Genomic DNA, 22,621 nt, shown 5'->3' with positions numbered 1-22,621 from the left:
CGCCTTTTCCCACAGCGCGCGGCATCCCCGCCGGTCAGGCGGCGAAGGAGATGGTTCACGTGTCCGCTACGCCCGTGCTGGCGTTGCGCGGAGTCTCCAAGCGATTCGGTGCGGTCCAGGCCCTCACCGATGTCGAGCTGGAGGTCCACGCCGGAGAAGTGGTCGCCCTGGTGGGCGACAACGGCGCAGGTAAGTCGACCCTGGTCAAGACGATCGCGGGTGTCCACCCCATCGACGAGGGCGTCATCGAGTGGGAGGGCAGGCCGGTCAGCATCACCAAGCCGAACGACGCCCAGGCCCTCGGCGTCGCGACGGTCTACCAGGACCTCGCCCTCTGCGACAACCTCGATGTCGTCGGAAACCTCTACCTCGGGCGCGAGCTGCTCCGCCGCGGCGTCATCGACGAGGTGTCGATGGAGAAGAACGCCCGCGAGCTGCTGTCCACGCTCTCCATCCGCATCCCGAGCGTGCGCATCCCGATCGCGAGCCTCTCCGGAGGCCAGCGCCAGGTCGTCGCCATCGCCCGCGCGCTGATCGGTGACCCGAAGGTCGTCATCCTCGACGAGCCCACCGCCGCCCTCGGCGTCGAGCAGACCGCGCAGGTCCTCGACCTGGTCGAGCGGCTGCGCGAGCGGGACCTCGGCGTCATCCTCATCAGCCACAACATGGCCGACGTCAAGGCGGTCGCGGACACCGTCGCCGTACTGCGCCTGGGCAAGAACAACGGCTCCTTCCCCGTGAAGGACACCAGCCACGAAGAGATCATCGCCGCCATCACGGGTGCCACGGACAACGCCGTCACCCGTCGTGCGGGGCGTCGCACCGCGGAGGCGGCCAAGTGAGCGACACGTCCAAGACCGTGAAGAGCGACAGCGCCGAGGCCGCGAAGGCCGCCAAGGGCGACAGCGCCGAGGGCCCGAAGGCCACCCAGGCCGAGAAGACCGACGGCGTCGTCGAGAAGCAGGCGACCGTCGCTCCCGCCGACGACCCCACCGCGGCCCCCGTCGCCGTCGTCGACCCGCGCCTGCTGGTGCGCGAAGAGGGCCTCAAGGGCTACGTCACCGAGTTCAAGCGCAAGGTGAAGGGCGGCGAGCTGGGCTCGCTGCCGGTCTTCATCGGCCTGATCATCATCTGGACGATCTTCCAGCTCCAGAACGACCGCTTCCTGAGCGCCGAGAACCTCTCGAACGTCAGCTACTTCCTCTCGGCCACCGGCATGCTCGCCATCGGCCTGGTGTTCGTGCTGCTGCTCGGCGAGATCGACCTGTCCGTCGGTTCGGTCAGCGGTCTGGCGTCCACCCTGTTCGCGGTGTTCGTGGTCGACCACACCATGAACCAGTGGCTGGCGCTGTTCCTCACCGTCCTCACCGGTGTCGCCATCGGCGCCCTGCACGGATGGTTCTTCGCCAAGATCGGCGTGCCCGCGTTCGTCGTCACCCTGGCCGGCTTCCTCGGCTGGAACGGTCTGATGCTCTGGCTGCTGGGCTCCAGCGGCACCATCAACATCCCGGCCGACTCCGGCCCGGTCCACCTGCTCGGCCAGAGCTCCTTCTTCATGGACCAGGCCATCATCGGCGCCTACCTGCTGGCCGGCCTCGGTGTCGTGCTGATGCTCGTCGGCAACTTCGGTGAGCAGCGCCGCCGCAGGGCTGCGGGCGTGCCGTTCCGGCCGACCAGCGAGATCCTCATCCGGGTCGGCGCGCTCGGCATCGCCTCCTTCGTGGCCGCGGCCGTGCTGAACAACGCCGCCGGCGTCTCCAACGCCCTGGTCATCTTCCTGGCCTGCCTGGTCATCGTCGACTTCGTGCTGCGCCGCACCACCTACGGCCGCAAGGTCTTCGCGGTCGGCGGCGGCATCGAGGCCGCGCGCCGCGCCGGCATCAACGTGGCCCTGATCCGGATCACCGTGTTCGCCATCGCCGGTGGCTTCGCGGCGGTCGGCGGTATGTTCTTCGCCGGCCAGACGGCCAGCGCCACGCTGAACGCCGGTGGCGGCAACACGCTGATGCTGGCGATCGCCGCGGCGGTCATCGGCGGCACCAGCCTCTTCGGCGGCCGCGGCTCGGTGTGGTCGGCGCTGCTCGGCATGCTGGTCATCCAGTCCATCCAGACCGGCCTGGACCTGCTCAACATGAACACCTCGATCCAGTACATGATCACCGGTGGTGTTCTGCTCGGCGCGGTCGTCATCGACTCCGTCTCCCGCAAGAGCCAGAAGGCCGCGGGGCGCGGCTGACGCTCCCCGGGACCGCGCCGTCGTGTCCCGCACGCCCGTGCCCGGCACCGTTCTCGGTGCCGGGCACAGCGCTGTCATAGGAACCGTCCGACATGGGTACGGCCGACGGGTGACCTATGACGCACGGGCCGTGGTCCACGGGCCGAGACGGAACATTAGACTCGACGAACCCGGCAACAGCTCGATCAGCTCTACTGCAAGGAGGCACGGGTGCCGCTGCTGACCCGCATCACGGGACCGCGCGATCTGGACCGGCTCAGCCCGGAGGAGCTGGACCAGCTGGCGGGGGAGATCCGCGCCTTCCTCGTCGAGGCCGTCTCCAAGACCGGCGGCCACCTCGGGCCCAATCTCGGCGTGGTCGAGCTCACCATCGCCCTCCACCGGGTCTTCGAGTCGCCCAGGGACAAGGTGCTGTGGGACACCGGCCACCAGTCCTACGTGCACAAGCTGCTCACGGGACGGCAGGACTTCTCCCGGCTGAAGATGAAGGGCGGCCTGTCCGGCTACCCCTCGCAGGCCGAGTCCGAGCACGACGTCATCGAGAACAGCCACGCCTCCACGGTGCTCGGCTGGGCCGACGGCATCGCCAAGGCCAACCAGCTCCTCGAACGCGACAGCCACGTCGTCGCCGTCATCGGTGACGGCGCGCTGACCGGCGGCATGGCCTGGGAGGCGCTCAACAACATCGCCGAGGCCAAGGACCGCCCGCTCGTCATCGTCGTCAACGACAACGAGCGCTCCTACGCCCCCACGATCGGCGGCCTCGCCAACCACCTCGCCACGCTCCGCACGACCGACGGCTACGAGCGCTTCCTCGCCCGGACGAAGGAGATCCTCGACCGCACCCCCGTCGTCGGCAAACCGCTCTTCGACACCCTGCACGGCGCCAAGAAGGGCCTGAAGGACTTCATCGCCCCCCAGGGCATGTTCGAGGACCTCGGCCTGAAGTACGTCGGCCCCATCGACGGGCACGACATCGAGGCCCTGGAGTCGGCGCTGGCCCGCGCCAAGCGGTTCGGCGGGCCCGTCATCGTGCACTGCCTCACCGAGAAGGGCCGCGGCTACCAGCCCGCCCTCCAGGACGAGGCGGACCGCTTCCACGCCGTCGGCAAGATCCACCCCGACACCGGTCTGCCGATCTCCACCTCCGGCGCCGACTGGACCTCCGTCTTCGGCGACGAGATGGTCGAGCTCGGCAAGGAGCGCAAGGACATCGTCGCCATCACGGCCGCCATGCTCCAGCCGGTGGGCCTGGACAAGTTCGCCAAGGCCTTCCCGGAGCGCGTCTACGACGTCGGCATCGCCGAACAGCACGGCGCCGTCTCCGCGGCGGGCCTCGCCCACGCCGGCGTGCACCCCGTCTTCGCCGTCTACGCCACCTTCCTCAACCGCGCCTTCGACCAGGTCCTCATGGACGTCGCGCTCCACAAGTGCGGGGTGACGTTCGTCCTGGACCGGGCCGGGGTCACCGGCACCGACGGCGCCTCCCACAACGGCATGTGGGACATGTCGATCCTCCAGGTCGTGCCGGGACTCAGGCTGGCCGCGCCGCGCGACGCCGACCAGGTGCGCGCCCAGCTGCGCGAGGCCGTCGAGGTCGACGACGCACCGACCGTCGTCCGCTTCTCCAAGGGCGCCGTCGGCCCCGCCGTGCCCGCCGTGGGACGGGTGGGCGGCATGGACGTGCTGCGCGAGCCCGGCACCGACCGGCCCGATGTGCTGCTCGTCTCGGTCGGCGCCCTCGCGCCCATGTGCCTGGAGATCGCCGGGCTCCTCGACCGGCAGGGCATCTCCACCACCGTCGTCGACCCGCGCTGGGTCAAGCCGGTCGACGAGGCGATGGCCCCGCTCGCCGACCGGCACCGGGTGGTCGTCACCGTCGAGGACAACTCCCGCGTCGGCGGTGTCGGCTCCGCGATCGCCCAGGCCCTGCGGGACGCCGGCGTCGACGTCCCGCTGCGCGACTTCGGCATCCCGCCGCGCTTCCTCGACCACGCCACCCGCGCCGAGGTCATGGCCGAGATCGGTCTGACCGCCCCCGACATCGCCCGCCAGGTCACCGGCCTGGTCTCCCGGCTCGACGGACGGTACGACAGCACGGAGGCCGAGGTCGACTCCGTGGAGTCCGCCCGCGACTGACGCACTGCTAGGGCCTGTCGTCACATTCGCGTCGTCGCCCGAAGGGCGGTCCTGCGGCGTCAGGTGCGTGCTCTCGGTGTGCCGGGCCCTGACCCTCGTACTGGATGTACTTCGGTCTGGGCCCGGTGCGGCGAGAGTGCGTGCATGGCGTCGCGGGGCAGACGGGAATGTGACGACAGGACCTAGGGCCCTGCCGCGCCGGAGACGCCCGGACGGACAGGCCGAACGCGCCGGAAAGGGCCGGTTGTGCCACCGTGAGGAGTGGTGCGACCGGCCCGTCCGCGTGACACGCCCACGCCGGGGCATACGCACCACGCGCTCTCGATCATGTCGAGGACGACCAGCGTGGGAGGTAGGCCCGTGAGCAGCACCCTCTTCCGGACGAAGAAGGTCGAACAGTCCATCCTCGACACCGAGGAACCGGAGCACGCGCTCAAGAAGTCGCTGTCCGCGCTGGACCTGACCGTCTTCGGCGTCGGTGTCATCATCGGCACCGGCATCTTCGTCCTCACCGGCACGGTCGCCAGGAACAACGCCGGTCCGGCCGTCGCCCTCGCCTTCGTCGTGGCCGGGGTCGTCTGCGCGCTCGCCGCCCTCTGCTACGCCGAGTTCGCCTCCACCGTGCCGGTGGCGGGCTCCGCGTACACCTTCTCGTACGCCTCGCTCGGAGAGCTCCCCGCCTGGATCATCGGCTGGGACCTGGTCCTGGAGTTCGCGCTGGGCACGGCGGTGGTCGCCGTCGGCTGGTCCGGCTACATCGCCTCGCTGCTGGACAACGCGGGATGGCACCTGCCGGCGGCGCTCGGCACCCGGGACGGCGCCCAGGGGTTCGGCTTCGACGTCCTCGCCGCCGCGCTCGTCCTCGTGCTCACCGCCATCCTCGTGGTCGGCACCAAGCTGTCCGCGCGCGTCACCTCGGTCGTCGTCGCCGTCAAGGTGACCGTCGTCCTCGTCGTGATCATCGCGGGTGCCTTCCTCGTCGAGAGCAAGAACTACGACCCGTTCATCCCGAAGGCGCAGGCGGTGCCGGCGGGCGACAGCCTCCAGTCCCCGCTCATCCAGCTGATGTTCGGCTGGGCGCCGTCCAACTTCGGCGTGATGGGCATCTTCACCGCCGCGTCCGTGGTGTTCTTCGCCTTCATCGGCTTCGACGTCGTCGCCACGGCCGCCGAGGAGACCAGGAACCCGCAGCGGGACATGCCGCGCGGCATCATCGGCTCCCTCCTCATCTGCACCACCCTCTACGTCCTGGTGTCCATCGTCGTGACCGGGATGCAGCACTACAGCAGGCTGAACATCACCGCGCCGCTCGCCGACGCGTTCAAGGCCACCGGCCACCCCTGGTACGCGGGCTTCATCAGCTTCGGCGCGGCCGTCGGTCTCACCACGGTCTGCATGATCCTGCTGCTCGGTCAGACCCGGGTCTTCTTCGCGATGAGCCGCGACGGGCTGCTGCCGCGCTTCTTCTCCCAGGTCCACCCGCGGTTCAAGACCCCGCACCGGCCGACCATCCTGCTCGGTGTGCTCATCGCGGTCCTCGCCGGCTTCACCCCGCTGAGCGAACTCGCCGAACTGGTGAACATCGGCACGCTCTTCGCGTTCGTGGTCGTCGCGATCGGCGTGATCGTCCTCCGCCGCACCCGCCCCGACCTGCACCGGGCGTTCCGCACGCCCTGGGTGCCGGTCCTCCCCCTCCTGTCGGTGGCGGCCTCCCTCTGGCTGATGGTCAACCTGCCCGCCGAGACCTGGGTCCGCTTCGCCGTCTGGATGGTCATCGGCTTCCTCGTCTACTTCCTCTACGGCCGCTCCCACAGCCGGCTGGGCCGCCACGAGGAGACCACGGTCGAGGAGGTGGCCCACCCGCACCGGGGGGACGGCAACCGCTGACCCGCCGCCCCGCCCCCGTCCCGTACGGGGCCGCCCTCAGCCGAGCACGGCCCGCGGTCCCGCGACCTCCGCGCCGTGCTCCGTCACCCGGCGGCGCAGTTCCCGGTCGGCCGTGACGACCAGGCGGGGGCGGCCGGCGGAGCGGGCGGCCAGGTCGACGATGTGGTCGTCGCCGCTGCCGGGGGCCGACTCCACGCGCACCCCGGGCACCGACTCCACCCCGCGCGCGGCGCCCTCGACGACCAGGACGATCTCCCGCGGGCCGGGGCGTCCGGGGAGCCCGCCGGCGGCCAGCCGGTCGCGCAGCCGCTCCGCGGCGCCCCGCCGGTCGCGCCACCAGCCGTCGGGCACCGACCCCACGACGTTCGCGGCGTCGACGATCACCAGCAGGGGGGAGGCGTGCTCCCCGGGCTCAGCGTGCATGGGCCCAGGGTGGCACGGACGGCGGCTCGGCGTGCGCCCCGGGCGGCGGCACGGGACCGCCGCGGGGCGTGCGCCCCGGGCGGCGGCCCCGTGCGACGGCCGTCATACAGTGAGCGGGTGAACGGCGAATGGCTCATACGCGGCCGCGACGGGCGGCTCAGTGTCTACCTGACGTCACACGACGCCGTGCTGTGCCGGGCGGAGCGGACCGGGGGCGGCCCCTGGGACCCGCCCCGCACGGTGGCCGGCGAACAGCGGGTGCGGCCGGACGGCGTGGCCGTCGGGCAGGGCGCCGACGGCTACGCCCATCTGGCCGCCTGGCGGCCGACCGCGTCGGGGGAGGCGGTCCTGGTGCACTCCACCCACTTCCGGCCCCTGCTCGCGGCCCTGGACTGGGCTCCGGTCGGCCACCCCAACAAGACGGGCGGGCGCACCGGCACGCCCGCCGTGGCCGTGGACGCCCAGGGGCGGGCGCACGTCTTCGTGCGCAACGTCGGCACCGGGCTCAGCATGGTCGCCCAGAAGGAGAAGGGCGGCTGGGACCCGTGGCGCGACCTGAAGGGGCAGGGCGTGCAGGGCCCGCCGGTCGCCGTGACGGGGGAGTCCGGGCGTATCGAGGTGTACGCGGCCGTCTCCGGCGCGATCCTGCACTGGCGGCAGGCCGAGCCGGGCGCCGTCCCGGTGCGGGAGGAACCCCTGGAGGCGGCGGTCCGCCCCGGCACGCTGCGCGCCCTGGCCACCTCCGCCGAGCACACCACCCTCTTCTTCACCGACGACGACTCCGGCGAGGTCTGCGCCTGGCGTCCCGGCGGCAAGCCGGTCCCGCTGCTCGCCGCCGCCGGCCCCGGCCCGGTGGCCGCCGTCCGCTGCGAACTCGACGGCCACGACTGCACGTTGCTCGCCCAGCGCGCCGCGAGCGGCCGCGTCGCCTTCGCCGCCTACCCGACCGAGGACGAGACGGCCGGCGCCTGGTGGACCGAGTCCGGCCCCCACCTGCCCGACGACGCCGTGGTGGCCCTCGCCCGGGACCACGGCGGCCGGGTGGTCGCGGCGACCCTGTCCCCGTCGGCCGGCCGCCTCCTCACCAGCCGCCGCAAGGAGGAGCCGGGGCTGGCGCTGACGGCGTGGCGGGAGGTGTGAGCGGCCGGGACCGGACGCCGCGGGCACAGACGCGGAGGGCCTCCGCCGGACGGCGGAGGCCCTCTTCACGTCCCCCTGACGGTCAGGCGGGAACCGACGCCACGCCCGGCGCCAGGAACCGCTTGCCGTTCACCCGCTCCGAGACACCCTCGCGGTCCAGGTACGGCGTGACGCCGCCCAGGTGGAAGGGCCAGCCGGCACCGGTGATCAGGCAGAGGTCGATGTCCTGGGCCTCCGCGACGACGCCCTCGTCCAGCATCAGCCCGATCTCCTGCGCCACCGCCTCCAGGACGCGCGCCCGCACCTGCTCCTCGGTGAGGACCGTGTCGCCCTGCTTCAGCAGCGCGGCGACCTCGGGGTCCAGCTCGGGCTTCCCGCTGTCGTAGACGTAGAAGCCGCGCTTGCCCGCCTCGACGACCGCCTTGAGGTTCGGGGAGACCGTGAAGCGGTCCGGGAACGCCCGGTGGAGCGTCTCCGAGACGTGCAGGCCGATCGCGGGACCGACCAGCTCCAGCAGGACGAGCGGCGACATCGGCAGGCCGAGCGGCTCGACCGCCTTCTCCGCGACCTCGACCGGGGTGCCCTCGTCGATGACGTTCTGCACCTCGCCCATGAAGCGGGTGAGGACGCGGTTGACGACGAACGCCGGGGCGTCCTTCACCAGGACCGCCGTCTTCCGCAGCTTCTTGGCGACGGCAAACGCCGTGGCCAGCGAGGCGTCGTCGGTCCGCTCGCCGCGCACGATCTCCAGCAGCGGCAGCACGGCGACCGGGTTGAAGAAGTGGAAGCCGACGACCCGCTCGGGGTGCTTCAGCTTCGACGCCATCTCGGTGACCGAGAGGGAGGAGGTGTTGGTGGCGAGGATCGCGTGCGCCGGGGCGACCGCCTCGACCTCCGCGAACACCTGCTGCTTGACGCCGATCTCCTCGAACACGGCCTCGATGACGAAGTCCGCGTCCGCGAAGCCCTCGGCCTTGTCCAGGACACCGGTCACCAGCGCCTTGAGACGGTTGGCCTTGTCCTGGTTGACGCGGCCCTTGGCGAGCAGCTTGTCGATCTCGGCGTGGACGTAGCCGACGCCCTTGTCGATGCGCTCCTGGTCGATGTCGGTCAGCACGACCGGCACCTCCAGGCGGCGCAGGAAGAGCAGGGCGAGCTGCGAGGCCATCAGGCCCGCGCCCACCACGCCGACCTTGGTGACCGGCCGCGCCAGCGACTTGTCCGGGGCGCCCGCCGGGCGCTTGCCGCGCTTCTGCACCAGGTTGAAGGCGTAGATGCCGGAGCGCAGTTCGCCGCCCATGATCAGGTCGGCGAGCGCCCGGTCCTCGGCGTCGAAGCCCCGCTGGAGGTCGCCGTCCTTGGCGGCGGCGATGATGTCGAGGGCGCGGTAGGCGGCCGGGGCCGCGCCGTGCACCTTGCCGTCGGCGATGAACCGGCCGCGTGCGACGGCCTGGTCCCAGGCCTCGCCGCGGTCGATCACCGGGCGGTCGACGACGATCTCGCCCTTGAGGACGGCGGCCGTCCAGATGAGCGACTGCTCCAGGAAGTCGGCGCCCTCGAACAGCGCGTCGGCGATGCCCAGTTCGTAGACCTGCGCGCCCTTGAGCTGCTTGTTCTGGTTGAGGCTGTTCTCGATGATCACCGAGACGGCCTTGTCGGCGCCGATCAGGTTCGGCAGCAGCGCGCAGCCGCCCCAGCCCGGGACCAGGCCCAGGAACACCTCGGGGAGGGAGAACGCCGGAACGGCCGCGGACACCGTGCGGTAGGTACAGTGCAGGCCGACCTCGACCCCGCCGCCCATGGCCGCGCCGTTGTAGTACGCGAACGTCGGGACCGCGAGGGACGACAGGCGCTTGAAGACCTCGTGGCCGCCCTTGCCGATGGCGAGCGCGTGCTCGTGCTCCTTGAGGAGCTCGACGCCCTTGAGGTCGGCGCCGACGGCGAAGATGAACGGCTTGCCGGTGACCCCGACGCCGACGACCTGGCCGTCCGCGGCCTCCCGCTCGACCTGGTCGATCGCGGTGTTCAGGTTCGCGAGGGACTGCGGGCCGAAGGTGGTCGGCTTGGTGTGGTCCAGGCCGTTGTCCAGGGTGATCAGGGCGAACCGGCCCCCACCCAGCGGCAGGTCGAAGTGGCGTACGTGCGCGCTGGTGACGACCTCGTCCGGGAACAGCTCGGCCGCACCCTTCAACAGCTCGGCGGTGGTGCTCACTTGTCCCCCTCGAAGTGCGGGTTCTCCCAGACGACCGTCGCGCCCATGCCGAAGCCGACGCACATGGTGGTCAGGCCGTAGCGGACGTGCGGCTGCTCCTCGAACTGGCGGGCCAGCTGCGTCATCAGCCGGACTCCGGAGGAGGCCAGGGGATGACCGAAGGCGATGGCGCCGCCGTACTGGTTGACGCGCTCGTCGTCGTCGGCGATGCCGTAGTGGTCGAGGAAGGCCAGGACCTGGACGGCGAAGGCCTCGTTGATCTCGAACAGGCCGATGTCGGAGATCGACAGCCCGGCCTGGGCGAGGGCCTTCTCGGTGGCCGGGATCGGGCCGTAGCCCATGACCTCCGGCTCCACGCCGGCGAAGGCGTAGGAGACCAGGCGCATCTTGACCGGCAGGCCGTTCTCGCGCGCGAAGTCCTCGGAGGCGATGAGGGAGGCGGTGGCGCCGTCGTTCAGACCGGCCGCGTTGCCCGCGGTGACCCGGCCGTGGACGCGGAACGGCGTCTTCAGGCCCGCCAGGTTCTCCAGGGTGGTGCCCGGGCGCATCGGCTCGTCGGCCGTGACCAGGCCCCAGCCGGTCTCCCCGCCCTCGGGGGAGGTGCGGCGCACCGAGATCGGCACCAGGTCGGCCTGGATCTTGCCGTTGGCGTACGCCTTGGCGGCCTTCTCCTGGGAGCGCACCGCGTACTCGTCGGCGCGCAGCTTGGTGATCTGCGGGTAGCGGTCGTGCAGGTTCTCCGCGGTCATGCCCATGAACAGGGCCGACTCGTCGACCAGCTTCTCGCTCACGAACCGCGGGTTGGGGTCCACGCCCTCGCCCATCGGGTGGCGGCCCATGTGCTCGACACCGCCGGCGACGGCGACGTCGTACGCGCCGAAGGCGACGGAACCGGCCACCGTGGTGACGGCGGTCAGCGCGCCCGCGCACATGCGGTCGATGGAGTAGCCGGGGACCGAGGTGGGCAGGCCCGCGAGGATGCCGGCGGTGCGGCCGATGGTCAGGCCCTGGTCGCCGATCTGGGTGGTCGCGGCGATGGCGACCTCGTCGACCTTCTTCGGGTCGAGACCGGGGTTGCGGCGCAGCAGCTCCCGGATCGCCTTCACGACGAGGTCGTCGGCGCGGGTCTCGTGGTAGACGCCCTTCGGGCCCGCCTTGCCGAACGGGGTGCGGACGCCGTCGACGAAGACGACGTCCCTGACGGTACGAGGCACGATGGCTCTCCTCCAGGGTGCGGGATGGCACTGCTGCGACGCGCAAGCGCTGAGCGCGCGCTCAGAACCCATGCTACTTGTGGGTAACGTAGCTGCCCAGTCCCGGAGGGCCAAGCGGTGAAGGTCACACCCCCGGGGGTGCCGTCGACCCCCGGGGCGTCAGCACCGGCGTCGGCACCGGGTGCGATCCCGGCCCCGCCCCCGTGACCACCCCGAACAGCGTCCGCGCCGCCTCCGCGCCGAAGCCGAACACGTCATGGCTCATCGCGGACAGCGTGGGGTGCGTCAGCCGGCACAGCTGCGAGTCGTCCCAGGCCAGCAGGGACACGTCCCGCGGCACCGACAGCCCCATCTCGGCCGCCACCGACAGCCCCGCCACGGCCATGATGTCGTTGTCGTAGACGATCGCCGTCGGCCGGTCCGGCGGGGCGGCCGCCAGCATCGACCGGGTGGCCCGCGCCCCCGCCTCCCCGGAGTAGTCCGTCGCGACCTGCCACGCCCCGGCCAGCCCCAGACTCCGCGCCGCCCCGTCGAACGCGGCCGCCCGGATCACCGTGTGCCCGAGCGCGGCGGCGCCCCCCACCCGGGCGATCCGGCGGTGCCCCAGCGCGGCGAGATACCGCACGGCCTCCGTCACGGCGGTGGCGTCGTCCGTCCACACGGACGTCAGGGAGCCGGTCAGCGAGGGCTGCCCCACGGCCACCACCGGCATCCCCAGCCGCTCGACCGCCGCCACCCGGGGATCGTCGGCCCGGAAGTCCACCAGGATGGACCCGCCGACCTGCCGCCCCCGCCACCAGGACTCCTGGATCGCGACCTCCTCCTCCACGGTCCGCACCAGCCGCAGCAGCAGCGAGCAGGAGTGCTCGGTCAGCACGCTCTCCACCCCGGAGACGAACTCCATGTAGAACGGCTCCAGGCCCAGCATCCGGGCCGGCCGGCAGATCGCCAGCCCCACCACGTCCACGCGCGAGCCGGCCAGCGACCGCGCGGTCAGGTTCGGCTCCCAGCCCAGCTCCCGCGCCGCCGCGAAGATGCGGTCCCGGGTCGCCTCCGACAGCCCCGGCTTGCGGTTGAAGGCGAGCGAGACCGCGCCCTTGGACACGCCGGCGCGCGCGGCGACGTCCTTGATGGTGACGCGGGAGGACGGGGAGGCTGTCATCGAGCGGGCTCCTGGCAGTACAGCGCGGCACGGGCGGCGCCGGCGTCCGGAGTCTCCCAGCCCGTGACGCCGATCGTCACCCGTTCCCCGGGAAGCAGGGTGACGAGCCCCCGGCCGGCCCGCGCCCCCGGCGCCAGCCGGTCCGCCTGGAGCAGCAGGTCCCGCACCAGGGTGCGGGCGCTCACCTCGACGCCCCCGGGGACGACGGCCACCTCGAACTCCGGGCGCGGATAGGGGATCTCCCGGTCGGGCACCGGGAAGTGCACGGCTCGCAGCCCCTCCCCGCCGTCGGCGCCCGGCACGTCGGCCACCAGGAACTCCTTCGCCCCGGCGGGCTCCAGCTCCGCCGGCACCTCCACCCCGGCCACCGTCCGCGGGTCCGCCGCGAACGCGGCGCCGGCCGTGGCGAGCACCTCCCCGTCGACGGACATCCGCCGCAGCGACACCGTCCCCGTCCACCGCCCGGCCGCCTGGTTGACGACCGCCAGCAGCAGCCCGCCGTCCCGCCGCCGCACGGTGAGCAGCCGGTCGGCGTACACCCGGCGCAGCTCGTGGTAGAGCGGCTTCTCCCGCCCGTCGCCGTCGATCGCCGCCCAGGACGTCACCGGCCAGCAGTCGTTGAGCTGCCAGACGACGGTGCCCGCGCACACCGGCCAGTGCGCGCGCCAGTGCTCGATCCCGGCGGCGACCGCACGCGCCTGGTTGACCTGGGTGAGGTAGTGCCAGCGGTCGAAGTCCCCCGCCGGGACGGCGAAGTGCCGGGCGAGCCCGCGCTCCAGCTTGCCGTTGCCGTCCTCGGCCTTCTGGTGGTGCAGCATGCCGGGGGAGCCGGCCGCGAGCTCCTCCCCGGGCAGCGCCCGCCGCAGGGTGGCGTACGCGGGCGGGGCCTGCCAGCCGAACTCGGCCACGAACCGGGGCACGGTGAGCCGGTAGTCGGCCCAGTCCTCGCGGTTCCACACCTCCCACGAGTGGTGCGTGCCGTGCGCGGGATCGTTCGGGTGGTGCCGCCACGACCCCGACCAGGGACTGCCCGCCGTGTACGGCCGCGTCGGATCCAGCTCGGCCACCACCCGCGGCAGCAGCCCGAGGTAGTACCCCTCCCCCCACGAGGCGCCGCCGAGCCGCTCCTCCCACTGCCAGTCCCGGAACCCCCACAGGTTCTCGTTGTTGCCGTTCCACAGCACCAGCGACGGGTGCGGCATCAGCCGTACGACGTTCTCCCGGGCCTCCGCCTCCACCTCGCCCCGCAGCGGCTGCTCCTCCGGGTAGGCCGCGCACGCGAACGGGAAGTCCTGCCACACCAGCAGGCCCAGCTCGTCGCAGGCGTCGTAGAAGTCCTCGCTCTCGTAGATCCCGCCGCCCCAGACCCGCACCAGGTCCACGCCGGCGCCGGCGGCCTGCCCGAGCCGCTCCCGGTAGCGCTCCCGCGTCACCCGGGAGGGGAACACGTCGTCCGGGATCCAGTTCACGCCCCGCGCGAAGAGCCGCTCACCGTTGACGACGAGCGTGAACCCGGTGCCGTGCGCGTCGGCGGAGGTGTCCAGCGCCACGGTCCGGAAGCCGACCCGCCGCCGCCACACGTCCAGCGGGGCCGCCCCGTGGTGCAGCGTCAGCTCCACCTCGTACAGCGGCTGCCCGCCGTACCCGCGCGGCCACCACAGCTGCGCGCCCGGCACCTCCACCCGTACGGCACCGGCCGTGCCCGTCACCTCGGCCCGCACCCGCCGGCCGGCCACCCGGGCCTCCAGGGTGAGCGCGGCCTCCACCCGGGTCCGCTCCACGTCGACGCGCAACTCCACGACCCCCACGCCCCCCTCCACGGTGACGAGCGGGCGCACCCGGGCGATCCGCGCCGTCGACCAGCGCTCCAGCCGCACCGGCCGCCAGATCCCGGCCGTGACCAGGGTCGGCCCCCAGTCCCAGCCGAAGGAGCAGGCCATCTTGCGGACGTACTGGTACGGCTCGGCGTAGGCGGCCGGCCGCTCGCCGACCCGTCCGCGGACGGCCTCCGCCTCGGCGTAGGCGGACCGGAACCGGACCGCCAGCATCCCGCTCGCCCCGGTCACGTCGAAGCGGTGGGAGCGGTGCATGTTCCGCACCCGGCCCAGGAGCTGACCGTCCACCAGGATCTCGGCGGCCGTGTCCAGCCCGTCGAAGACCAGGTCGGTCTGCTCGTGCCCGGCCCCCGCCTCCGGCAGCCGCGTCTCGTACGTCCACTCCCGCCGCCCCACCCACCCGAGCGCGGTCTCGTTGCGGCCGAGGAACGGGTCCGGGATCACCCCCGCCGCAAGCAGGTCGGTGTGCACGCACCCCGGCACCACGGCCGGGAGCGCGTCCCGCCCGTGCCGCAGGATCCATCCGTCGGTGAGCGGTGTCGCCTCCAGCATGCGCACTCCCTAAACCGGTAAACCCGAGTGTTTGGGCGCCGTCCTTCATCCTTGGCGGGAATGGGACTTTACCGGTTGAGAAAGCGCTGCCAGAGTGCCGAACCAGCCAACCCGTACGCGCTCCACCGGCCCGTACGCGCTCCACCACCCCGCACGTGCTCGTCCGTCCCGTGAACGGAGCTGATGCACATGAACCGCCGTACAGTCCTCGCCGTCGTCGCGGGAGCCGCCCTGCTGCTCCCCGGCTGCACCGGTACAGCAGGCACCTCCGAGGGCGCGGAGGCCGCGGCGCCCACCGATCCCGCGAAGGTGAGCGGCACCATCACGGTCCTCACCGTGCGCACGGACCTCGTGCAGGACGGGACGATGAAGAAGTACGCCGCCGAGTTCAACAAGACGTACCCCAAGGTGAAGGTCGAGTTCCAGGCCCTCACCAACTACGAGGCCGAGATCAAGATCCGGATGAACACGGAGGACTACGGCGACGTCCTGCTGATCCCCGGCGTGATCAAGAAGGACGACTACCCGAAGTACTTCGCCTCCCTCGGCACCGTGGCCGAGCGCTCGAAGAAGTACCGCTTCACCGACTTCACCGCCGTCGACGGCAAGGTCTACGGCCAGACCCCGGTCGGGGTGATGCCCGGCTTCGTCTACAACAAGCGGGTGTGGCGGGAGGCCGGGGTCACCGCGTGGCCCACCACCTCGGCCGAGTTCCTGGACGCCCTGAAGGCGATCAAGACGAAGACCGACGCGACCCCCTACTACACCAACTTCGCCGCCCAGTGGCCGCTGACCTCGTGGACCTTCGTCAACGGCTCGGTCAGCTGCGACCCGCAGGCCACCACGAAGCTCGCCGAGGGCGATCCGTGGGCGGCGGGCTCCGACCTGCGCACCGGCGACCGGCTGCTGTACGACATCGTCCGGCAGGGCCTCGCCGAGAAGGACCCGACGACCACCAACTGGGAGCTGTCCAAGCCGCAGTTGGCGAAGGGCGAGATCGCCACCCAGTGGCTCGGCACCTGGGCGATCGTGCAGTTCCAGGACGCCGCGAAGAAGGCCGGCGTGAACCCCGACGACATCGGCTTCATGCCCTTCCCCGCGCAGGTCGACGGCACGTTCTGCGCCACCGTCGGCCCCGACTACAACCAGGCCGTCAACATCCACTCGAAGCACAAGGAGGCGGCCCGCGCCTGGATCGACTGGTTCACCGACAAGTCCGGCTACGACCGGGACAACCTGGCCATCTCCCCGCTCAAGGACGCGCCCATGCCCGAGGTGCTGACGCCGTACGAGGACGCGGGCGTGAAGCTGATCGAGCTGGACGACTCGGCGGGCGCGAAGGTCAAGCTGATCGACGACGAGTCCGAGGTCGGCATCAACAAGCCCGAGTACCGGCAGGACCTCGTCGACCTCGCGCGCGGCGCGAAGAAGGGCAGCCTGGACGACTTCCTGGCCGGCCTCGGCGAGAAGTGGACCGCGACGCAGAAGAACGTGACCGGCTGATGGCCCACACCACCGAGAGGGCGACCTCCGAGGCCGCGGCGCCGGCCCCGGAGCGCGCCGCCCCCGCACCGGCCCCACGACGGGTCCGGGCCTGGCGGACCGTCACCCCGTGGCTGTTCCTGCTCGCCCCGCTCGCCTTCCTGATCACCTTCACCTACGCGCCGATCGCCAACATGGTGGCGTACAGCTTCACCGACTGGGACGGCGTGAGCCCCGAGCTGCACTACACGGGCACCGGGAACTACGCGGAGATCTTCACCCGGGAGGACCTCTTCCAGGTGTTCTTCGTCAGCGGCTACTACCTGGCCGCCTCGGCGCTCCAGATCGTCGCCGCGCTGTACTTCGCGACGGTCCTCAGCTTCGACGTCCGCCTCCGGAACTTCTTCAAGGGCGTGCTCTTCTTCCCCTCCCTGGTCAACGGCGTCGCGATCGGCTTCGTCTTCCTGTACTTCTTCCAGGACGGCGGCACCCTCGACACGGTCCTCGGACTCTTCGGGTACCACACCGACCACGCCTGGCTGGGCACGCCGTTCTCGGCGAACACCTCGCTCGCCGGCGTCTCCGTCTGGCGCCACCTCGGCATGAACTTCGTGCTGTTCCTCGGTGCGATCCAGTCCATCCCGGGCGAGCTGTACGAGGCGTCGGAGCTGGACGGCGCGAACCGCCGGCACCAGTTCCGCCACATCATCCTGCCCGGCATCAAGCCGGTGCTGACCCTGACCGTGATCCTCTCGGTCTCCGGCTCGCTGTCCGCCTTCGAGATCCCGTACATCATGACCGGCGGGGCGACCGGCACCGAGACCTTCGTGATCCAGACCGTGAAGCTGGCCTTCCAGTTCAACAAGACGGGCCTCGCGTCGGCGGCCGCCGTGGTGCTGCTGCTGATCATCCTGGCGGTGACCTGGGTGCAGCGGCGTCTCGTCCCCGACGAGAGGGTGGACCTGGTATGACGCGCCGAGCCGTTGCCCGCGCCCTGGTGTACCTGTCGCTGGTCCTCGCGGCGGTGGTCGTCCTGCTCCCGCTGGGGGTCGTCTTCCTGACCTCGCTGAAGACCGGGAACGAGACCGCGAACGGCGGCGGGGCCCTCACCCTCCCGCGCGACCCGCTCAACTTCGACAACTACGTGACCGCGTTCCGGGACGGCGGCATGCTCACGGCCTTCGGCAACACCGCCTTCATCCTGGTGGTGTCCGTCGGCGGGACCGTCCTCATCGGCTCGATGACGGCGTACGCGATCGACCGCTTCACCTTCCGCTTCCGGAGACTGGTGGTCGCCCTCTTCCTGGTCGCCGCGCTGGTGCCCGGGGTGACCACGCAGGTGGCCACCTTCCAGATCGTCCACGGCTTCGGCCTGTTCGACACCCGCTGGGCGCCGATCGCCCTCTACCTGGGCACCGACATCGTGTCGATCTACATCTTCCTCCAGTTCGTCCGCTCGATCCCCGTCTCCCTGGACGAGGCGGCCCGCCTCGACGGCGCCAACGCCTTCACCGTCTACCGGAGGATCATCCTGCCGCTGCTGAAACCGGCGATCGCGACCGTCGTGATCGTGAAGGGGATCGCCGTCTACAACGACTTCTACATCCCCTTCCTCTACATGCCGTCGCAGGATCTTGGCGTGATCTCGACGTCACTGTTCCGCTTCAAGGGGCCCTACTCGGCCCACTGGGAGACGATCTCGGCGGGAGCGGTCCTGGTGATCCTGCCGACCCTGATCGTCTTCCTCGCCCTCCAGAAGTACATCTACAACGGCTTCATGCGGGGCGCGTCCAGGTGAACCGGACGCGGCCACCTCGCGGCCGCCGTGGGCGGAAGCGGCCCCGAACACCTCGCGGCCGCCGTGGGACGGACGGGTCCCACGGCGGCCGGGCGTGCTCACGCGGACAGGGCCGCGACCAGCACCGGCGTCACCTGTTCGACCTGCCAGGGCCGCGCCCCGAGCGCCGACAGCGCGGCGGCGACCGACTCCCCGTCGAGCGGGGCGGGCGGTTCCCAGCAGACGCGCCGTACGGAGTCCGGCGCGACGAGGTTCTCCTGCGGCATGTTCAGCTCCTCGGCCAGGGCCGACACCGCGGCCCGCGCGGCCGACAGCCGGGCGGCGGCCGCCGGGTCCTTGTCGGCCCACGCCCGCGGCGGCGGGGGCCCGGCGACCGGCTGCCCCGGCTGCGGCAACTGCGCCTCGCTCAACGCCCTCGCCCGGTCCACGGCCGCCTGCCACTGCTCCAGCTGCCGACGCCCCATCCGGTGCCCGAAACCGTTCAGCGCGGCGAGCGCGTGCACGCTCGACGGCAGGGAGAGCGCGGCCTCCACGATGGCCGCGTCCGACAGCACCTTGCCCGGCGACACGTCCCGCCGCTGCGCGATCCGGTCCCGGGTCTCCCACAGCTCCCGCACGACGCCGAGCTGCCGCCGCCGGCGCACCTTGTGCATGCCGGACGTACGGCGCCAGGGGTCCTTGCGGGGCTCGGGCGGCGGGGCCGAGGCGATCGCGTCGAACTCCTGCCGGGCCCACTCCAGCTTGCCCTGCCGGTCCAGCTCCTTCTCCAGCGCGTCGCGCAGATCGACCAGGAGCTCGACGTCCAGGGCGGCGTAGCGCAGCCACGGCTCGGGCAGCGGCCGGGTCGACCAGTCGACGGCGGAGTGCCCCTTCTCCAGGACGAAGCCGAGGACGCCCTCGACCATGGCGCCGAGGCCGACCCGCGGGAACCCGGCGAGCCGTCCGGCCAGCTCGGTGTCGAACAACCGCGTCGGCACCATGCCTATCTCGCGCAGGCAGGGCAGGTCCTGGGTGGCGGCGTGCAGCACCCACTCGGCGCCGGACAGGGCGTCGCCCAGGGCGGTCAGGTCGGGGCAGGCGACGGGGTCGATCAGCGCGGTGCCGGCGCCCTGGCGGCGCAGCTGCACCAGGTAGGCGCGCTGGCCGTAGCGGTAGCCGGAGGCGCGCTCGGCGTCGACGGCGACGGGGCCGGATCCGGCGGCGAAGGCCGCGATCACGGCGGCGAGGGAGGCCTCGTCGGCGATGACGTCGGGGACGCCCTCGCGTGGTTCGAGCAGTGGTGTCGGCGCCCCGGAAACAGGTGAAGCAGTAGTTCCGCCGTCGTCCGGAGGGGCGCCTCCGGTGGTTCGCAGTGAGCTGGCTGCTGCGGTTTCTTGGGCGTCGGTCACCTGTCAAGGGTATCCGTGTGTGGACGGCGCCCGCCGACGGAACGTTCCGTCGGCGGGCGCCGCAGGGTCGTAAACCGGTCAGGCCCGGCGGCCGGGACGCGCGGTCCCGGCGTGGGCTCACGGGGGTGGTGCGGGCGCGCGGTCCCGGCCGGGGGTGGCCGGCGGGGGGAACGGCATGGGTCGGGGCGGCGGCGTGGATCGTGGCGGTCGGGACGGAACGTGACGGGAAGCGGGGCGGGAGGCGTGACGGGAGTCGGGGCGGAAGCCGGGCGGGAGGCGTGACGGGGGTGCGGGGCGGGAGGCGTGACGGGGACCGGGGTCAGTGGATGATCCCGGTCCGCAGGGCGACCGCCACCATGCCGGCGCGGTCGCCCGTGCCGAGCTTGCGGGCGATCCGGGCGAGGTGGCTCTTGACGGTCAGCGCGGACAGGCCCATCGAGACGCCGATGGCCTTGTTCGACTGGCCCTCGGCGACCAGCCGCAGCACCTCCACCTCGCGGCCGGACAGCTCGCGGTAGCCGCCCGGGTGGCTCGGGGCACCCGGGGGGCGGCGGTGGAGGCGGGCGGCGGCCGCGCCGATGGGGGCGGCACCGGGCCGGGTGGGGAGCCCGACGTTGGTGCGGGTACCGGTGACGACGTAGCCCTTCACACCGCCCGCGAGGGCGTTGCGCACGGCGCCGATGTCGTCGGCGGCGGAGAGGGCGAGCCCGTTGGGCCAGCCCGCGGCGCGGGTCTCCGACAGCAGGGTGAGACCCGAGCCGTCGGGCAGGTGGACGTCGGCGACGCAGATATCCCGGGGGTTGCCGATGCGGGGACGAGCCTCCGCGATGGACGAGGCCTCGATGACATCGCGCACACCGAGCGCCCACAGGTGGCGGGTGACGGTGGAGCGGACGCGGGGATCGGCCACGACCACCATGGCGGTGGGCTTGTTCGGGCGGTAGGCGACCAGGCTTGCGGGCTGCTCGAGGAGAACGGACACCAGGCCTCCTGGGGTGCGGGACGGGGCCGGCTCGGGGGATGAAGCCGGGGGGAACCGTGCTTTCAAGGTCACAGTCGTCTTCGGCAGCGAACCCGGGGTCCTTTAGAGAATGATCACGATCTAGTGAGTAACAATCTGTCAATTCGGACACACGATCGATCATCCGAAGATCGAGTCGGTTTGGGTGGGTGCCGTATGAGATCGAAAGTGGCCGTATCGACAAAGAGACGGTCATGGAGGCGGCCGAACGAGGTACCCGCAGGTGTGATCGGCGCGGTCAGCGCGACTGCGGGCCGCGCCGCTGCGGCAGCGTCACCACCGACGCGTCCCCCGGCCCGGCCGGCGGCAGCCCCGCGACCTGGGCCAGCAGATCGCACCAGGACGCCAGGTGCCCGCCCGTGTCCGGAACCCCGCCCAGGCCCTCACGGGGCGTCCAGGAGGCCCGGATCTCGATCTGCGAGGTCGCCGGGCGCTCCGCCAGCCCGCCGAAGTAGTGCGAACTCGCCCGCGTGACCGTCCCGCTCGGCTCGCCGTACGTCAGCCCGCGCGCCTGGAGCGCGCCCGTCAGCCACGACCAGCACACCTCCGGCAGCAGCGGGTCGACGGCCATCTCGGCCTCCAGTTCGGCCCGCACCAGGGTCACCAGGCGGAAGGTGCCGTGCCAGGCGTCGTGCCCGGCCGGGTCGTGCAGCAGCACCAGCCGGCCGTCGGCCAGGTCCTGGTCGCCGTCCACCACCGTCGCCTCCAGGGCGTACGCATAGGGGGCGAGCCGCTGGGGGGCCGGTGTCGGCTCCGCCTCGATCTGCGGCCGCAGCCGCGCGGCCCTCAGCGCGTCGACGGCGGCCCGGAAGGCCGGCGGCGCCGACCCGCCCCCGTCCCGGTCCTCCCCGTTCGCGTCGTCCATCCCGCCCGTGCCGTCCGACAGTCGTCCCTGAGCCGCAGCCATGCGGGGAAGATTAAGGGGAACGGCGGCTTCGCGCAGGGCAAGACACCCGCGCGCGGGACCCCGGCGGGTGCGCGCTGGGCGAACAGGCGCACGGTCCGCGGACCCGGCAGGGGGCGGCTCCAGCGGCCGCGGCGGCGTGCGAGACTTGCCGTCGTGAGCGTGAACGAGAGCCCCGCCGGCCGGCAGCCGACAGCGACGTACGACAGCCCCTTCCTCAAGGCGTGCAGGCGTGAACCCGTGCCGCACACGCCCGTGTGGTTCATGCGGCAGGCCGGGCGCTCCCTGCCGGAGTACCGCAAGGTCCGCGAGGGCATCCCGATGCTCGAGTCCTGCATGCGGCCCGAGCTGGTCACCGAGATCACCCTCCAGCCGGTGCGCCGGCACAACGTGGACGCGGCGATCTTCTTCAGCGACATCGTCGTCCCGCTCAAGGCGATCGGCCTCGACCTCGACATCAAGCCCGGCGTCGGCCCGGTCGTCGAACAGCCGGTCCGCACCCGCGCCGACCTCGCCCGGCTGCGCGACCTCACCCCCGAGGACGTCTCCTACGTCACCGAGGCGATCGGACTGCTCACCCGCGAGCTCGGCCCGACCCCGCTCATCGGCTTCGCCGGAGCGCCGTTCACCCTCGCGAGCTACCTCGTCGAGGGCGGCCCCTCCCGCACGTACGAGAACGCCAAGGCCATGATGTACGGCGACCCCGAGCTCTGGGCCGACCTGCTGGACCGGCTCTCCGAGATCACCGCGGCGTTCCTGAAGGTGCAGATCGAGGCGGGCGCGAGCGCGGTCCAGCTGTTCGACTCCTGGGCGGGCGCCCTCGCCCCGGCCGACTACCGCCGTTCCGTGCTGCCCGCCTCGGCGAAGGTGTTCGACGCCGTCGCCGGGTACGGCGTCCCGCGCATCCACTTCGGCGTCGGCACCGGAGAGCTGCTGAAGCTCATGGGCGAGGCCGGCGCGGACGTCGTCGGCGTCGACTGGCGCGTCCCGCTCGACGAGGCCGCCCGCCGGGTCGGCCCCGGCAAGGCGCTCCAGGGCAACCTCGACCCGACGGTCCTGTTCGCCACCACGGAGGCCGTCGAGGCGAAGACCCGCGAGGTGCTGGACGCGGCCGCCGGACTGGAGGGCCACGTCTTCAACCTCGGGCACGGCGTCATGCCCTCCACCGACCCGGACGCGCTGACCCGGCTCGTGGAGTACGTCCACACGCACACCGCCCGCTGAGTCC

The 22,621-nt window shown here is 72.2% G+C and carries 17 protein-coding genes; 9 read left to right on the top strand and 8 right to left on the bottom strand.

Features of this window, described 5'->3' with window-relative positions:
- Nucleotides 1-50: 50 nt before the first annotated feature.
- From ACZ3KJ_RS21605 to ACZ3KJ_RS21590, 4 genes are all read left to right on the top strand, one after another.
- Nucleotides 51-842, top strand: a complete 792-nt coding sequence (locus ACZ3KJ_RS21605; protein WP_389515433.1) for an ATP-binding cassette domain-containing protein — start codon at nt 51-53, stop codon at nt 840-842.
- Nucleotides 839-2,236 carry a sugar ABC transporter permease gene (locus ACZ3KJ_RS21600; protein ID WP_467529144.1) on the top strand — a complete coding sequence of 466 codons (1,398 nt, stop codon included), beginning with the start codon at nt 839-841 and terminating at the stop codon, nt 2,234-2,236. Before ACZ3KJ_RS21605 ends, ACZ3KJ_RS21600 begins: the two co-directional genes overlap by 4 nt.
- Nucleotides 2,237-2,446: 210 nt before the next feature.
- Nucleotides 2,447-4,375 carry a 1-deoxy-D-xylulose-5-phosphate synthase gene (gene dxs, locus ACZ3KJ_RS21595; protein WP_467529142.1) on the top strand — a complete coding sequence of 643 codons (1,929 nt, stop codon included), beginning with the start codon at nt 2,447-2,449 and terminating at the stop codon, nt 4,373-4,375.
- Between the two features lie 360 nt (nt 4,376-4,735).
- On the top strand, nt 4,736-6,262 hold the full coding sequence (locus ACZ3KJ_RS21590) for an amino acid permease (protein ID WP_467529140.1): 1,527 nt from the start codon (nt 4,736-4,738) through the stop codon (nt 6,260-6,262).
- A gap of 36 nt (nt 6,263-6,298) precedes the next feature.
- On the opposite strand, the gene ACZ3KJ_RS21585 is transcribed toward ACZ3KJ_RS21590, so the two are convergent.
- A complete protein-coding gene (locus ACZ3KJ_RS21585) occupies nt 6,299-6,685 on the bottom strand; it encodes a PIN domain-containing protein (protein WP_467529138.1) in 387 nt (128 codons plus the stop codon).
- A gap of 117 nt (nt 6,686-6,802) precedes the next feature.
- On the opposite strand from ACZ3KJ_RS21585, the gene ACZ3KJ_RS21580 reads away from it, so the two are divergent.
- Nucleotides 6,803-7,825, top strand: a complete 1,023-nt coding sequence (locus ACZ3KJ_RS21580) for a DUF8189 domain-containing protein (protein WP_467529136.1) — start codon at nt 6,803-6,805, stop codon at nt 7,823-7,825.
- An 82-nt stretch (nt 7,826-7,907) separates the two neighbouring features.
- Here ACZ3KJ_RS21580 and ACZ3KJ_RS21575 read toward each other — a convergent pair whose 3' ends face one another.
- The 4 genes from ACZ3KJ_RS21575 to ACZ3KJ_RS21560 form a co-directional block, all read right to left on the bottom strand.
- Nucleotides 7,908-10,037 (bottom strand): 3-hydroxyacyl-CoA dehydrogenase NAD-binding domain-containing protein, encoded by a 2,130-nt coding sequence (locus ACZ3KJ_RS21575; RefSeq protein WP_467529134.1) that lies wholly within the window; start codon nt 10,035-10,037, stop codon nt 7,908-7,910.
- Entirely contained in the window at nt 10,034-11,251 is a 1,218-nt protein-coding gene (locus tag ACZ3KJ_RS21570; RefSeq protein WP_467529132.1) for a thiolase family protein, read from the bottom strand. The genes ACZ3KJ_RS21575 and ACZ3KJ_RS21570 overlap by 4 nt, the downstream gene beginning before the upstream one ends.
- Nucleotides 11,252-11,375: 124 nt before the next feature.
- Entirely contained in the window at nt 11,376-12,413 is a 1,038-nt protein-coding gene (locus ACZ3KJ_RS21565; protein WP_389515419.1) for a LacI family DNA-binding transcriptional regulator, read from the bottom strand.
- Complete coding sequence (locus tag ACZ3KJ_RS21560) at nt 12,410-14,800, bottom strand: glycoside hydrolase family 2 protein (protein WP_467529130.1); 2,391 nt, start codon at nt 14,798-14,800, stop codon at nt 12,410-12,412. The genes ACZ3KJ_RS21565 and ACZ3KJ_RS21560 overlap by 4 nt, the downstream gene beginning before the upstream one ends.
- Nucleotides 14,801-14,989: 189 nt before the next feature.
- Here ACZ3KJ_RS21560 and ACZ3KJ_RS21555 point away from each other — a divergent pair, with 189 nt between their 5' ends.
- From ACZ3KJ_RS21555 to ACZ3KJ_RS21545, 3 genes are read left to right on the top strand one after another with little or no spacing between them, the layout of a single operon-like run.
- Complete coding sequence (locus ACZ3KJ_RS21555) at nt 14,990-16,303, top strand: ABC transporter substrate-binding protein (RefSeq protein ID WP_467529128.1); 1,314 nt, start codon at nt 14,990-14,992, stop codon at nt 16,301-16,303.
- Nucleotides 16,303-17,253 (top strand): carbohydrate ABC transporter permease, encoded by a 951-nt coding sequence (locus ACZ3KJ_RS21550; protein WP_467529126.1) that lies wholly within the window; start codon nt 16,303-16,305, stop codon nt 17,251-17,253. The genes ACZ3KJ_RS21555 and ACZ3KJ_RS21550 overlap by 1 nt, the downstream gene beginning before the upstream one ends.
- On the top strand, nt 17,250-18,080 hold the full coding sequence (locus ACZ3KJ_RS21545) for a carbohydrate ABC transporter permease (RefSeq protein WP_467529124.1): 831 nt from the start codon (nt 17,250-17,252) through the stop codon (nt 18,078-18,080). The genes ACZ3KJ_RS21550 and ACZ3KJ_RS21545 overlap by 4 nt, the downstream gene beginning before the upstream one ends.
- A gap of 98 nt (nt 18,081-18,178) precedes the next feature.
- Here ACZ3KJ_RS21545 and ACZ3KJ_RS21540 read toward each other — a convergent pair whose 3' ends face one another.
- From ACZ3KJ_RS21540 to ACZ3KJ_RS21530, 3 genes are all read right to left on the bottom strand, one after another.
- Entirely contained in the window at nt 18,179-19,468 is a 1,290-nt protein-coding gene (locus ACZ3KJ_RS21540) for an HRDC domain-containing protein (protein ID WP_467529123.1), read from the bottom strand.
- A gap of 319 nt (nt 19,469-19,787) precedes the next feature.
- A complete protein-coding gene (locus ACZ3KJ_RS21535) occupies nt 19,788-20,450 on the bottom strand; it encodes a response regulator transcription factor (RefSeq protein WP_003993737.1) in 663 nt (220 codons plus the stop codon).
- Between the two features lie 277 nt (nt 20,451-20,727).
- The gene (locus ACZ3KJ_RS21530) at nt 20,728-21,396 is read right to left on the bottom strand and encodes a DUF3000 domain-containing protein (protein WP_467529121.1); all 669 of its coding nucleotides are present in this window, start codon (nt 21,394-21,396) and stop codon (nt 20,728-20,730) included.
- A 153-nt stretch (nt 21,397-21,549) separates the two neighbouring features.
- Here ACZ3KJ_RS21530 and hemE point away from each other — a divergent pair, with 153 nt between their 5' ends.
- Entirely contained in the window at nt 21,550-22,617 is a 1,068-nt protein-coding gene (hemE, locus tag ACZ3KJ_RS21525) for a uroporphyrinogen decarboxylase (protein ID WP_467529119.1), read from the top strand.
- Nucleotides 22,618-22,621: the final 4 nt, after the last annotated feature.

This window comes from Streptomyces sp. NPDC003248 (genome assembly GCF_055563235.1).
The sequence above is the reverse complement of the archived record's forward strand: the minus strand, read 5'-3'. Positions and strand labels throughout refer to the sequence as shown.